The sequence below is a fragment of the Williamsia sterculiae genome, from assembly GCF_900156495.1.
Taxonomy (GTDB): Bacteria; Actinomycetota; Actinomycetes; order Mycobacteriales; family Mycobacteriaceae; genus Williamsia_B; species Williamsia_B sterculiae.
This window is the reverse complement of sequence record NZ_FTNT01000019.1, coordinates 1-13521: the sequence shown is the minus strand read 5'-3', so window position 1 is coordinate 13521 and position 13521 is coordinate 1. Positions and strand designations below refer to the sequence as shown.

15 protein-coding genes are annotated in these 13521 nt (G+C 64.5%); 7 read left to right on the top strand and 8 right to left on the bottom strand.

The features are described 5' to 3' along the window. Positions 1 to 802, bottom strand: an 802-nt coding sequence (locus BW971_RS20765) for a DUF222 domain-containing protein (RefSeq protein ID WP_143690510.1), incomplete at its 3' end; no start/stop codon positions are given. 237 nt (positions 803 to 1039) lie between these two features. Then, positions 1040 to 1831, bottom strand: a complete 792-nt coding sequence (locus tag BW971_RS20760) for an alpha/beta fold hydrolase (RefSeq protein ID WP_076482992.1) — start codon at positions 1829 to 1831, stop codon at positions 1040 to 1042. On the opposite strand from BW971_RS20760, the gene BW971_RS20755 reads away from it, so the two are divergent. Continuing rightward, complete coding sequence (locus BW971_RS20755) at positions 1815 to 2318, top strand: MerR family transcriptional regulator (RefSeq protein ID WP_327202131.1); 504 nt, start codon at positions 1815 to 1817, stop codon at positions 2316 to 2318. The genes BW971_RS20760 and BW971_RS20755 overlap by 17 nt on opposite strands. Here the strand turns inward: BW971_RS20755 and BW971_RS20750 are convergent. Together BW971_RS20750 and BW971_RS20745 are read right to left on the bottom strand one after the other, a co-directional pair. Next, positions 2315 to 3985: an amidase gene (locus BW971_RS20750; protein WP_076482991.1), complete on the bottom strand. Its 1671-nt coding sequence runs from the start codon at positions 3983 to 3985 to the stop codon at positions 2315 to 2317. The two genes, BW971_RS20755 and BW971_RS20750, sit on opposite strands and share 4 nt — an antisense overlap. Next, positions 3982 to 5007: an agmatine deiminase family protein gene (locus BW971_RS20745; protein WP_200799493.1), complete on the bottom strand. Its 1026-nt coding sequence runs from the start codon at positions 5005 to 5007 to the stop codon at positions 3982 to 3984. The genes BW971_RS20750 and BW971_RS20745 overlap by 4 nt, the downstream gene beginning before the upstream one ends. On the opposite strand from BW971_RS20745, the gene BW971_RS20740 reads away from it, so the two are divergent. Continuing rightward, positions 5006 to 5674, top strand: coding sequence for a TetR/AcrR family transcriptional regulator (locus BW971_RS20740; RefSeq protein ID WP_083710524.1), 669 nt, complete (start codon positions 5006 to 5008; stop codon positions 5672 to 5674). The two genes, BW971_RS20745 and BW971_RS20740, sit on opposite strands and share 2 nt — an antisense overlap. A 172-nt stretch (positions 5675 to 5846) precedes the next feature. Here the strand turns inward: BW971_RS20740 and BW971_RS20735 are convergent, their stop codons facing one another. Both BW971_RS20735 and BW971_RS21410 read right to left on the bottom strand, forming a co-directional pair. Further along, positions 5847 to 7751: an APC family permease gene (locus BW971_RS20735; RefSeq protein WP_083710523.1), complete on the bottom strand. Its 1905-nt coding sequence runs from the start codon at positions 7749 to 7751 to the stop codon at positions 5847 to 5849. Next, positions 7748 to 8071, bottom strand: coding sequence for a DUF6611 family protein (locus tag BW971_RS21410; protein WP_143690509.1), 324 nt, complete (start codon positions 8069 to 8071; stop codon positions 7748 to 7750). Before BW971_RS21410 ends, BW971_RS20735 begins: the two co-directional genes overlap by 4 nt. Positions 8072 to 8205: 134 nt before the next feature. On the opposite strand from BW971_RS21410, the gene BW971_RS20730 reads away from it, so the two are divergent. Further along, a complete protein-coding gene (locus BW971_RS20730; protein WP_076482989.1) occupies positions 8206 to 8685 on the top strand; it encodes an HD domain-containing protein in 480 nt (159 codons plus the stop codon). Positions 8686 to 8730: 45 nt separating this feature from the next. Next, complete coding sequence (locus BW971_RS20725; protein WP_076482988.1) at positions 8731 to 9735, top strand: aldo/keto reductase family protein; 1005 nt, start codon at positions 8731 to 8733, stop codon at positions 9733 to 9735. Between the two features lie 22 nt (positions 9736 to 9757). Here the strand turns inward: BW971_RS20725 and BW971_RS20720 are convergent, their stop codons facing one another. Next, complete coding sequence (locus tag BW971_RS20720; protein WP_076482987.1) at positions 9758 to 10105, bottom strand: WXG100 family type VII secretion target; 348 nt, start codon at positions 10103 to 10105, stop codon at positions 9758 to 9760. Between the two features lie 160 nt (positions 10106 to 10265). On the opposite strand from BW971_RS20720, the gene BW971_RS20715 reads away from it, so the two are divergent. Genes BW971_RS20715 through BW971_RS20710 form a run of 3 tightly spaced genes read left to right on the top strand, consistent with a single transcriptional unit; the run spans position 10266 to position 12551 of the window. Further along, positions 10266 to 11243, top strand: coding sequence for a hypothetical protein (locus BW971_RS20715; RefSeq protein ID WP_076482986.1), 978 nt, complete (start codon positions 10266 to 10268; stop codon positions 11241 to 11243). Between the two features lie 52 nt (positions 11244 to 11295). Continuing rightward, entirely contained in the window at positions 11296 to 12018 is a 723-nt protein-coding gene (locus tag BW971_RS21405) for a hypothetical protein (protein ID WP_143690508.1), read from the top strand. 2 nt (positions 12019 to 12020) lie between these two features. Then, a complete protein-coding gene (locus BW971_RS20710) occupies positions 12021 to 12551 on the top strand; it encodes a hypothetical protein (protein ID WP_143690507.1) in 531 nt (176 codons plus the stop codon). Positions 12552 to 12638: 87 nt separating this feature from the next. Here BW971_RS20710 and BW971_RS21610 read toward each other — a convergent pair. After that, positions 12639 to 13521 (bottom strand): Mce/MlaD family protein (locus BW971_RS21610; protein WP_076482984.1); only part of this gene is annotated, 883 nt, incomplete at its 5' end.

Genomic DNA, 13521 nt, shown 5'->3' with positions numbered 1-13521 from the left:
CGAGCGGCACGGTGACTACGACCTCGGTTCTCGGCGCTCCGCTAGTGGCGTCGTCGGCTGCGGCCCGGACCGCGCAGTCCAGTAGTTGCCGGAAGGCGTCGGCGCGACGCCTGGCCGCCGACCGCGGGTCGGATGTGCCATCCGGTAGGGGTCGGGGTCGTGATGCGGTGTCGACCGCGCAGATCAGGCGTTCGCCGGTGAGAACATCGAGGTCGAAGCTGCCCTGCAGGCGTCCGTCGTCACCTTGATGCCAGCCCATCTCGTTCACTGTGGCGTCCTCGGCGGCCGGGATGGTGTCCTCGTCGTCGGGTGCGGCCTCGATCGCCGCCGCACGCGCCAGAGCCATCAGTTCCGCGGGACTGGCACCGGAGATCGCCTGACCGACCAGCGTGGTCTGCAGATCGACGATCGCCTCCGAACCGACGGGTTCACGCGTGCGCGTGCTCACGTGGGCGATCCCGCGCACGATGGCGTCGACGTGTTCACCGGAGAAGAACCCGTTGCTGCTGTGCCGATACAGGGTGGGCAGTTCACCCAAGGCCCGCCCCACCCGCAGACACCTGTCCGCAACACCCGGTGCCATACCGTTGGCCATCAACAGTTCCCGCGTCCTCATCCCGGACCGCTTCGCGACCCCCACCCGTTCCGCCTGCGCACTCAATAGGGCCAACACATGATCGGTGATCGCCCGCAAACGCACCACACCACCGATTGCATCAATGATGTCGGCATCCACATCATCGACCACCCTGCTATCAACCCCCAGCTGATCGACGAGCAGGTCGCCGACCTCGGCGAACATCCCCGATTCATGAGTTCATCGTACACGTGTTCGAACGCGTCGGCATCGACCGGAACAATGAAAAATGCTGCCCCACAACCACTATCGACACGAGTCAGAGACCCTCTCGACCAGCCTACCCGCGTCCACCGACAGAAATGCCGCCACTGCGAGCTCCCTGTGGATAACTGGCGGAACCCATGAAGCCTGTCACCTCGGGCCGCCCTGCTGAGCGCCGGCACCCTGAAGCCCGACCACTCACCCAACCCCCACGAACTCACACACCGTCCCGACGAAACCTGCCGGATCCTCCACGTTCGACAGATGCGTGACGGGCAAGGTGAGCGACTGCGCAGCGGGAATGGAAGCGGCGATGAGCGCCCCGTGGTCGGGCAGGCACACCGTGTCGTACTGGCCGACCATCACCAACGTCGGTGCCTCGACAAGGGTGATCGTCCGACGCAGGTCGGCGTCACGGACGGCGGCCAGGCAACCGGCGAGACCTGCCGGTCGCATTCCGAGAATGGCGTCGCGGAACGGTGACACCAGGGCTTCGTCCGCCAGCAGTCGCGCGGGAAACCAGTTGTGCAGGAACATGTCGGCCGTGGCCGCGAGGTCGGGGGCGTCGAGAACAGTGGTTATCTGCCCGTCCCAGTGCGCCGCCGGCCCCAGATAGGCGGACGTGTTCACCAGAATCAGACGATCCAGTCGATCGGGGGTGTTGACGCCGAGCCATTGCCCGATGAACCCGCCGAGTGAGATGCCGCAGAAGTGCGCGCGCTCGATAGCCAGCGCGTCGAGCAGCTCGATGACGTCCCGGCCAAGGCGTTCGATCGAATACGCGCCGGGTGGAGCATCCGACAGACCGTGCCCTCGAGTGTCGTAGCGCAACACTCGGAAGTATCGAGTGAGGTCGGCGATGTTGTCATCCCACATCTCCAACGTCGTGGCGATCGAGTTCGACAGCACCAGCACCGGAGCGTTGTGCGGCCCGTCGAGTCGGTACCGAATGCGAGTGCCGTCCCCGAGTGTGATGATCGCCGAATCCATGGAACATCCTTCCGGTCGTGAACGTGACCGGGGTACCGTAAGACCTCACATGGATGTGAGGTTCAAGGAGCAGCGCGTGAAGATCGGCGAACTGTCACGACGAACGGGAGTGAGTGTCCGCTCGCTGCGCTACTACGAGGAGCAAGGCCTCTGCACCCCAACTCGTACGCCGGGTGGTCAACGTGAGTACACCGACGACGCGATCGACCGAGTCATCCTCATCCAGCAACTGTTCGCCGCCGGGATCCGCAGCGCACGAATCGGTCAGATCCTGCCCTGCATGCAGGCGCCCGAAGGCACTCCGAACGAACGCACGACAATTAGACTCGCGAATGATCTCACGGCTGAACGCGACCGTATCGAGGCGATGATCGCCGATCTCGTCCGCTCCCGGACGCTTCTCGACGAGATCATCTCTGCCGCAACATCTGACGGAGCCACCGCAGCGTCCACCGGAAATGCTCGGAAAGCTGAACAGACGACCTAAGCCAGTTCGGGCGTGCGTCCAGGTGCCCTCCGCCATGTCGTCGCACTCTCGAATGCCGCTGCGAAGGCGAGCAACCGGTTGTCGTCGTAGGCGCGACCGGCGATGGTGAGGCCGACGGGCATCCCGGTGTCGTCCATCACGCCCATGGTCACGGTCACGGTGGGGATCCCGAGATGACGGATGGCCAGGTTACCGGTCGAATATCGCACCCCGTTGGCCCAGGCTATCGCCGCCGATTCGGGGTTGACGTCGGAATCCGACGGCCCGACATCGGACTGGGTCGGGAACACCACGGCGTCGAAACCGTCGGTGTCCAACCAGTTCTCCAGATCCTCGCATCGGGTTCGCTCCAGACCCCGCAGTCCTTCGGCCAGCATGGGTATCTCCTCCAGCGAGGGCACACCCTCGGTGCGACCGCGCTCGACGAAGGTCGCGAAGTCCTCGTCCTCGATCTCGTACTGGTCGGGCAGTTGGCCGGGAGGCGAGGGATAGATTGCGGCGCCGTCCACGTCCTCGAGTCGTGACAGCGCCGGGTCGCCGTTCGCGGCCAAGAAATCGTTCCAGCCCCACATCATGAGATCCGACATCTCGGTACGGAGGAAATCCGCGGGTACCCACCCGCGGGTGACCATGCTGCGAGCCCCGGGACGGTCCTCCTCGTAGTTCGACACCACCGGGAAGTCGGTCTCCACGATCTCGGCGCCCAGGCCTTCGAGAGCCCGCCGCGTCTCCCGCCAGCGCTCCATGATCGACTCCCGCACCACCACAGGTTCCCGACCATCCGGATCGGCGTTGATGTACATCCGGGGCACGGCCAGCCGCTTACCCTGCAGCGCAGCAGGTTCGGCCAGCATCCGGTAATCGGTGGGACGCACCTGCGAGGCAGCAGGCAACGTGACGTGGTCCTGCACCCGCCAGAAGTCACCGCGCGCGACGTCGTCGTCGGCGACGATGACGTTCAACACCTCCAACAGATCGGCGACGGTCCGGGTGTGCGGCACCACCACATCCCACGCCGAGTACAGCGGCCAGTTGCCGCGCAACGAGATCACCCCGCGCGACGGCGTGTACGCGACCAAACCGTTGTGCGACGCCGGCGCCCGCCCCGACGACCAGCTCTCCTCACCCAATCCGAAAGCACCGAACGACGCCGCGGTCGCGGTACCCGATCCGTTCGACGACCCGGATCCGAAGGACGACGTCAGATAGTCCGTGTTGTAGGGACTCTCGGCTCGACCGTGCAGTCCGCGTTGCATGCCACCCGCGGCCATCGGCGGCATGGTGGTCAAACCGAGACAGATCGCACCCGCCGCACGTAGCCGGGCGATGACGAATGCATCGTCACCCGCCACCAGGTCGGCGAAGGCGGGAGACCCCGCGGACACCGTCATACCGCGCACCGAGAAACTGTCCTTGGCCGTGTAGGGGACCCCGTCCAACGGTCCCAACACGGCCCCGGCCGCACGGCGTCGATCCGACTCCGCGGCCTCCGCGAGCGCACCGTCGTTCAGTACGGGTACCGCGTTCAGCCGGATCCCGGCGTGGTCGTACGCGGCGATGCGGTCCAGATATCGTTGTGTCAGCTGCACACTGGTCACCACGCCGGACTCCAACGCGCTTCGCAGATCGGCGATGCCGGTGTCGACGACCGGGAACGAGGTGCTCATCGACGGGCAGTCGGCTGTTGCTGGGTGATGCAATGGATCCCGCCGCCACGGTCGAAGATGGGGCGAGCGTCCACGGCGAGCACGCGTCGGCCGGGGTAAACGTCGGCCAGAATCTCCTGCGCCGCCTCGTCGTTGGGGTCACCGAAGCTACAGGCGATCACCGCCGAGTCGGATCCTTCGCCGCCGACCACCAGATGGTTGACGTAGCTCCAGTCGTTGAATCCGTGGGCGTCGGTCAGCGTGCGCGGCGCGGGCAGCTCGACGATGTCCCAGTCGCTCCGGTGGTACTCCAGCGACCGCCGGAACTCCTGCGACAGGATGTGGTCAGGATGCTCCGGGTCGTGCTGGGTGTGCACCAGCGCCCGGCCAGGGGACGGGAGGGTCACGCAGATGTCGACATGTCCCTTGGTGCCCGCGGGACCGTAGTCACCGGTGAGTCCGCGGCCGAACCAGATCACGTCGGTGGCACCGAGCGTGCGTGCGAACTCGGCCTCCACGTCGGCCGCCGTCAGTCGGGGGTTGCGCATCGGGTCGAGTTGCACGGTGCGCGTGGCCAAGACGGTGCCCCGTCCGTCCACATGAATGCCGCCGCCCTCGTTCACCAGCGACGACTCGACAATCGGCACACCAGCCAGCCCGGCGACTGTGCGGGCGACCAGCGCGTCGTGGCTGTGTGGGTGTTCCACCGGGCGGCCCCACCCGTTGAACGTCCACGTCACCGCGGCCACCGAGCCGTCGTCGGCGTGCACGAACGTGGGTCCGATGTCGCGGATCCAACCGTCGTTCAGATGGACGTACTCCACGTCCACGGCGGATGACAGCAGTCGTGTCGCCTGATCGCGTTCGGATGGGTCCACCAGCATGGTCACCGGCTCCACGTCGACGATCGCGTTGGCCACCGCGGCCCAGGTGGCGCGGGCGGCCTCGAAGTCGGTCTCGGCCTCGCCATAGGTACGGGCGACCGGGAATGCCATCCAGATGCGGTCCTGGGGGGCGGTCTCTGCCGGCATCAGGTAGGCCATGAGAACCTCGCAAGGCTATTGGTGGTGCCATCAACAATGTGTTGATGGCATAGTCAACAGCGTGTCGTCGGAGATGTCAACAGCTCGTCGAACTCGGAAGTCAGCGGAGCAACGTCGCGACGAACTACTGCGCTGCGCAGTCAGGGTGAGCGTCACCGACGGGCTCGCGGCGATCACTCTGCGCCGGGTCGCCACCGACCTCGGCGTCACACCGGGCCTGGTCAGCCACTACTTCAGCACCGCTGAGCAGTTGGTCGCGGGGACCTTCACCAGCGCCGCCGAATCCGACCTGGAGCGGTTGCTCGACCGGGCGGAGAGTGCGCGCCCCGGCGCGGCGACGGTGGCGCTGATCGACGCAGTCCTCGACGACGAGGCGCGGCAGGGCAGTGCGCTGTGGCTCGACGCCTGGTCACTCGGTCGGTGGAACGCGCCGTTGCGCGCCGAGCTCACGCGGCTGGATGCGGAATGGAAGCGCAGGGTCGCGGAGTTGGTCGCCGCCGACGCGCAGGCGGGTACGGTGCGGATCACCGACGACGCGGTGTCGACCGCCACCCGGCTGATGACGATGCTCGATGGTTTGTCGGTTCAGGTGGTCACCCGGGCCGCGTCGCAGGCCGACGTCCGATCCATCGCCCACAGCTATGCGCAGCTGGAACTCGGACTCTGAGGGGTCGCCCCGATGTGAGCTGAAACAGCCGGTACGACAACGGGTCGAGGCAATCATGTGAGGAGTCGCACCAGCCCGATTCGGGAAGTAGGGCAACGCTTGTCGACCTCCCCAACGCGGGCGCGTCGATGGCGACACGCACACCCGTCGGCTTCGGCGGTGACCACTGTCCTCAATCGCGGTCCCGCGGAGGGACGATCCGCAGACGGATGCGGGCGACCAGAGCATCGGTGTCGCGGCTGATGGCACGGGTGAGGTCATGGGCTCGACCGGCACACAGGATCCGGCTCGCGGAATCGCAGTCGGTATCGGCGACCACCACCAGCAGATCATCATCGAGCTCCCGCGCCCGCACGTAGTGGACGATCGCGGTGCTCACGTCGTCTCCGTCCAATTCCACGAGGCGCACGGTCGGGTGGTGGGACCGCCAGGCCGTGGCGAATTCCTCACGGTCCTCGTCCGGTGAGAAGACGTGTATTGCGTGGATCTCCCGTCCGAACGCCTGCGCTCGTCGGATGGCCAACACACTCACCAACGAGGCCTCTGCCACCGGCACCAGCACCACACCGCGGGCGACCAATGGCTGCCGACGTCGGAGAATGGGCGTGCGCCCGATCTCCATCGGCTGGTGCTCGCGAAGCGAGTCACGCCGGTACCGCCGCCGCACCAGAGTCATGAGCACTGTGAGGACACCCAGCAGCACTACGACCAACAGCGATCCCTCGGACGCCTTCATGGCCAGCACGGTGATCGCGGCAAACCCGGTGAGCAGTGCGCCGAAGCCATTGAGTACGGCACGGGATCGCCAGTGCCTGCCGCGCACCGCACTCCAGTGCGTGACCAAGCCGATCTGCGCGATGGTGAACCCGATGAACACACCGATCGCGAACAACGGCACCAGGGTGTTCATCGCACCGTCGGCGACCACCAACAGCACGGCAGCCGCACCGGCGAGCACCAGCACACCCTCGCGATGGACACCGGTCGCCGATTTTCGGGTCAGGCGGTGCGGTAGGTAATTGTCGGCGGCCACCACGTTCATCAGTTGCGGTAGCCCGCCGAACGATGTGTTCGCCGCCAATGCGAGCAGCACCACGGTGGCGGACTGCACCACGTAGTAGGCCATCCCGTGGCCGACGGCGCCCTCGGTCACCTGAGCCAGCACCGTCACTCCGGCTCTCGGGCGGATGTCGAATCTATGTATCAGTGCGGCGATTCCGAGCATCAACATCCCCAGCGTGACACCGAGCGTGAGCTCGGCGCGCTGGGCCCGGCGGATCCGCGGCCGACGGAACTCAGGCGTGGCGTTGGCGATGGCCTCCACACCGGTGAGTGCTGAGCATCCGGCCGCGAAGGCCTTGAGCAGCAACAGGACGCCGACGGTCGAGACGGTGGTGGGTTCGGCAACCGGGACGGACGTGTCGGGCACCGCGCGGATCAACCCGCTGACGATGACGAAGCCGACCGCGACCACGAAGATCACCGTCGGTACCGCGAATACCTTCGCACCGGCGGAGATACCGCGGAGGTTCACCACCGTCACCAGGAAGAGCACTCCCAGCGCGATCTCCAGGGTGAACGCATGTGCCGCGGGGATGGCCGAGGTGAGAGCGGCGGTTCCGGCGGCCACCGACACCGCGACGTTGAGAATGTAGTCGATCACCAGCGACGCGGCGGCGATCAGCGCGGCACGATCGCCGAGATGTCTGCGTGCCACCGCGTACGCCCCGCCGCCATCGGGGAAGGCGGCAATGAGCTGACGATACGACGCGACGAGTACCGCCAGCAGTACGACGATCGCGGCGCTCACCGGCAGCGTGAAGCCGAGACCGTGACTGCCGGCTGCGGCCAGCACCAGCACGATGGCCTCGGGTCCGTAGGCCACCGACGCCATCGCGTCCAACGAGAGGGCTGCGACCCCGCCGAATGCACTGAGCCGACGCTTCTCCGCGTTGTCGGGGCTGACGGTCGCGTCGTACGAACAGTTCTGTAGCGACAACGCGTCCAGGCCGCCGCCCCGGTAGATCGAGCGGTTGTCAGTGGTGGAGACGGGCTGTGGAACGATACCGATGCTCATACGCCGACCTCCTCGTAGACCCGTTTCCAGACTGTCTCGTGCCGAGCGAAAAGTTCGAGTCCCACCCACAGCGCTGCTCCCCAGAGCGGCCAGTTGCGCCAGAGCACCAGGCGCCGGCGCCGGCCGGCGGTGATACCGGGCGGACACACAACCAGCCGGTATCGGGTCATGCCATGGCGGCCGTGGCAGATGTCGTAACCGCCCCAGGGGCGCCGGGTGGGCGCCATGGTCTGCGGGTGCCTCCGACGCCTGGTCGGACCACCGTCCGACGGTGGCGCCTGCTCGGTGTGCTGCGCGTTCCACCATGCCGCTCGGGTCATGGTTCGAGGCTTACGCCGCGGCGGGGTCACGGCACACGCCGCGAATGCGATCCATACGCCGGACCGGTGGATCTTGACGACATCTTGACACCGAGTAGCGTCCGGTCGAGCCGCCATGTCAGGAGGAGTCGCAGATGCCCGATTCGGGAAGTACGGCAACGCTTGTCGACCTCGCCGACGTCATCGCCGCAGTCGCCCACCGCGGCCAGGTCGACCGCGCGGGCAACGCATACATCCGTCATCCGCGGTCGGTGGCCCGGAGGGTGGAACCGAAGACCGACGAGGCGGTGGCCACGGCCCTGCTGCACGACGTGATCGAGGATTCCGACACCACTGCCGAGGATTTGCGTGATCGCGGCATACCCACCCCGGTGGTGGATGCGGTGGTGCTGTTGACGCGCCGCGACGACCTGCCCGACGACGACTACTACGCGGGTATCCGCGCCAATGAGCTTGCACTTGCCGTGAAGTTGGCCGATCTCGCCGACAACACCGACCCGAAACGGCTGGGCGAGCTGGAGCCCGACCTGCGCGCGAGACTCCGACGCAAGTATCGGCACGGGTACCGGGCGCTGGGACGGGACGACCTCGCGGAGGCGCTCGTCGGTGGATGACCTGGGCTTCTGCGTGAAGTCGCGCGCAATGCCTAGAGTCGGGGTATGGCTTACCGATACCTGGGAAACAGTGGACTGAAGGTCTCCGAGATCACCTACGGCAACTGGCTGACGCACGGCTCGCAGGTGGAAAGCGACGTGGCGGAGCGATGCGTGCGTGCCGCGCTGGACGTCGGCATCACCACTTTCGACACCGCCGACGTATATGCCGACGGTTCCGCCGAAACGGTGCTCGGCAAGGCCTTGGCAGGGCAGGACCGCGACGGTCTGGAGATCTTCACCAAGGTCTATTTCCCGACCGGCGCCAAGGGCCCCAACGACACCGGGCTGTCGCGCAAACACATCCTTCGCTCGATCGACAAGTCGCTCAACCGGTTGGGCACGGACTACGTCGACCTGTATCAGGCTCATCGCTACGACGTGGAGACGCCGCTGGAGGAAACCATCGCAGCGTTCGCCGACGTGGTGCGTTCGGGCAAGGCGCTGTACATCGGGGTGTCGGAATGGACCGCCGACCAGCTACGCGCAGGTCAGGAGCTGGCGCGCGAGGCAGGATTCTCGCTCGTCTCGAACCAACCGCAGTACTCGGCGCTGTGGAGAGTCATCGAGGCGAAAGTGGTTCCGACCTCGGAGGATCTGGGGATCTCGCAGATCGTGTGGTCGCCCATGGCGCAGGGTGTGTTGAGCGGCAAGTACCGGCCTGGTGCGGAGCTACCCGCAGGGTCGCGGGCCACCGACGACAAGGGTGGCAGCGAATTCATCAAGCGGTTCCTCGACGACGAGACCTTGACCCGGGTGCAGAAGCTCGCGCCGATTGCCGACGGTCTGGGCATCAAGATGTCGCAGTTGGCCATCGCGTGGGTGCTCGCCAACCCCAATGTGGCCGCCGCGCTGGTCGGTGCCTCGCGGCCGGAGCAGATCGAGGAGAACGTCAAGGCGTCCGAGGTCACTCTGGAACCCGACGTCCTCGCCGCGATCGACGAGGCTCTGGGCGACAGTGTGATCAGCGACCCGGACTTCACGCGGAGCCCGGAGACACGGATGGTGTGAGGCTTCGACCCGCAGACGGAAGTCAGTCGAGATTCAGCGTGCCGGAGCCACCAGCGCCGGGCTCGTCCTCGCCGACTTCGGTGAATACCTCCGCCGACGATTCGTCGGAGTTCGAATATTCGTTGGCGGAGGCGTGGAAAGCGACCGCGTGATCATTCATCCGTGATGTCACCTGATCGGCTGCGGCGCGCATCGAGGCCAGACGTGCCTGCATCGCACCGGCGGATGCACCGATCCACCCGGACGACACCGCCGACTCGATCTGTTGGTGGGCAGACGAGCAAGCTTGCTGTGTGTCGGCGTGCAGTGATGCCACGCGTTGCCCGCTGTGTTGCAGTGACGCGGTCCGCACCTGCATGTCGTCGGTCATCCTGTCGCCTCCTGTCGCGGTCGGTGTCGATCGTAGGGATGACGGGGCCTCGATGGGTCTCGATTAGATCATTCGCATGACTTATGATGCCACGTGAACTGCGCGTTTGCGTTGCAGCGATATACCGTGCGGTGAACGCGAAGGCAGATGACGGAGGTGGATGGTGGCAGGTCTGAGTCTGGCCGACATCGACCGGTGGAATGCGGGCGACATCGGTGCTGTGTTCGGTTTGTGCACGAGCGTCTCGGACCACTGTTCTGACACCGCGACCAGTATGGGGAGCCTCGACGCCTTCAAAGATTGGAACGGCGATGCCGCGGAGTTGGCACAGGACTCAGTGCATCGGACGTGTCGAGACCTCTCCAGCAATGCTGAGCTGGCACGCAAAGTGGGTGAGGCCGCGCGGAATGCCGAAGGCGAGGTAACTGCGATCAAACGGCGGGTTGCGGAGCTTCGCGACGAAGCTGCGGCCAACGGGTTGATCATCGACCCGCAGAGCGATACGGTTTCCGACCCGCACCCGCCCGTGATGAGGGGCTGGTCTCAGTCCGATAAGGAGGCGTACCGCAACGAGATAGTCGGATTGCAGTTTCGTGTGAACGCGGTGATCGTTGCGGCATCAAAGGCGGATCATGATCTAGCTTCGGCAATTGACCTCGCGGACGGTGAAGACGTAGACCCATGGTGGAAGCCCACGCCCGATGAGCTCACGCTGGGTGGGGTTGCCGCTGGCACGTCTGCGAAGACCGACCTTGTGCGAGGCATTTGGAGTGCCGCCATGGGTGAGCATCCAACAGGTGTTGACGCCCGAATTGCACCCTGGCTGAGGGAGCTGGGTGAATCCAAGGGGCTCAGAGGAATTTCAAAGGTGGGCGGCGCGGTGGGCGTGTTGACGGCCATTCCTGCAGTTGTTGCCGACGTCGGTGAGGGTGATTCGGTTCCTGAAGCCGTCACCAGAGAAGGGGCCGGCCTTGTTGCTGGAATGGTAGCGGGGGGAGAAGCGGGCGCTGCCATTGGCGGGTGGGCAGGAACGGTGGTCCCAGGGGCGGGGAATGTTATTGGAATTGGGGCTGGTGCGATTATCGGCGGTCTCGTAGGACTGGGGACGTCAAAGGCTATCGGCCACTTGTGGAACTGAAAAGGTGTTTGTGATCTTGGGCCAATCATTTTCGATGGTGTGGTCACGTCACGTGACCGACAAGGAGTCAAACCGCGGCAGTCTAGTACTGGGCTTTGTCGGCGCAATACTTACTGTGATCTTCGTGTACATCGGGCTGCCTATCGCGGCGATAGCCTTTGTCTGCGTAATGGCAATGATTATCCCAAGTCGTCTCAGACCATCAATAAAAATCGAGCAAGCGTCTTTTGATCAGGTCATATTGCATCAACCAAAGGCGCTTCGTAACTCCGCAGTGTGGCTAGTTGCGGTGTTCATTACAATGGGCGTTGCTCTTTTTGCGCAAATCGTAGTCGGGGTGGATCAAGCGTGGCGCCTAATGCTACCAGCAGTTGGATGCTTTTTCGTTGCGGCAGTTGCTGCATTATCCGCCTACCGGTCCCGGGGACCCGTCCAGTTGGATCGTCATTCGCTCACGCTGGGAAATGGTGACGAATACTCACTTGCACATGACAGGTTTGAGGCGTTTACACCCGCTCGGAGTGCTTCGTCGGTGAGAATCACTCGAAAAGATTTTCAAGACCAGCGCCGCCCTGCATATATCCCATGTCGCTTGTACGGTATTGATCCAAATACCCTCTTGTCGACTCTTGCGCAGCTCAACGACTGGTCGAGAAACGGAAAAGCGGCAAATGGCGGGCAAATTGCCGCTATGTTAGCGGTGCCTGATCAACCGTCGGTAGCCCTGGGCGATTCTGTCAACGTAAAGTTGGCACTGCCAGTAATAGGTTGTTAGGTGTGGATTTTGTGAGTGCTCTCCAGCTGGCGCCAGGCGCAGTTGTTTTGCCGATTGATGACCCGCTTGGTTTAGGATTTGCCGTAGACGGCCTACCCGAAACTTGGCGGCGAGTCGTGAAGGGCGTGCTCGGCGACGACAAGACGGTGGCATGGATGGACTCGACGATCGAAGACAGAGGCATCGGTGAGGACGAACTTCCTCCGTTCGTTTCATCGGCAATCCTACTGGCGTGGGAGATCGCTGGATTGGGGCGCCGATCCGCTGAGACGGCGAAGTTAATGATGGCCCTGACCGAACAGACTCCGGGATGGTCGCGTCGATGGGTTGATGATTGTGAGGTCGCGGCGGGAATCCATTCGGTTTTCGTCGAAGGTAATGTTTGGTCCCCTTACGGACCGCTGATCTCCAATTCGCACAACGTCGTATACGAGCGGGGTGGCGATGATTTCACTGCGATCCAGCTCTCGGTGACTGCTCTGCCTCACTGGGGTGAGCACGCGGACGACGTCCGTTTGGTCAAGAGAAGCTGATGTCGAGCGGAGATTAGCGTGAACGTTTCCGTTGCTGTTGATCTGGCGGCGACCATCTATTGATTCGACATCTGGTCGACTCGTCGGTCAGCTGGATGACCCTGTCGGGTGGACGCCGAGCAGTGTGGCCAGTTGGGTCGCTAGCGGGTTCAGGTTCAGTGTGTCGGGATCTTTCTTCGGGGTCTTGTCCCAGGGTTGCGGTATGGACGGATCGCTCAGCACCGCCCGGCCGGCACCGCGGACGTCGGTGGGGTTTCCCTGCGCCACATCACAGTTCGCTGCGGTGTTGAAGGGAAAGTCGTCGTAGTCGATGTTGAAGGCCGGATTCTTCTTCTTGACGTCGTCGATGATCTGCTGGGTGCCCTCGTAACCGTAGGTGCACGACGGCGGGTTGTTGGTCTCCAGAACGGCGCCGAAATGGATCGTGCTGTCCCCGGGGGCGGTGGTTTGGGTGTGGCTGGACAGGGTTGACAGCTGGGCGAAGGGCGGTGATACCCGGTCGAACGTGGGACTGATGGTCCGGACGTCGGTGGCCAGGTTGCGTATCGCGGTCGTCGCGTCACCGCCGGAACGTTGCAGCAGTGCTGAGAGCTGGGTGGCGCTGAGGTTGCCGGTGGTGAGCAGCCGTCGCAGGTCCGGGTCACCGGACTGCAACTGCGCCGCGACCAGGTCGATGTTGTGCGACCAGTCGAGGATGGAGTCGGACTGGTCGGCCTGGGTGCCCAGCACGACGTCGCTGTCGCGGATCAACGAGACGGTCTGCGGGAGATTGTCGTACCCGGCCTGCGACAGGTGCGACAGCGAGTCGATCAGTCGGCTCAGGTCGTCGCCGCGGCCGTCGAAGGCTTTGCCGAGTTCGGACACCACCGTGGTCAGATCGTCCAGTGGTATCGACCGGGTGAAGTCCACGGCACTGGAGATCACCGTGTCCAGGGGTGGCGGGATGGCGACGTCGGTGATGACCGAACCC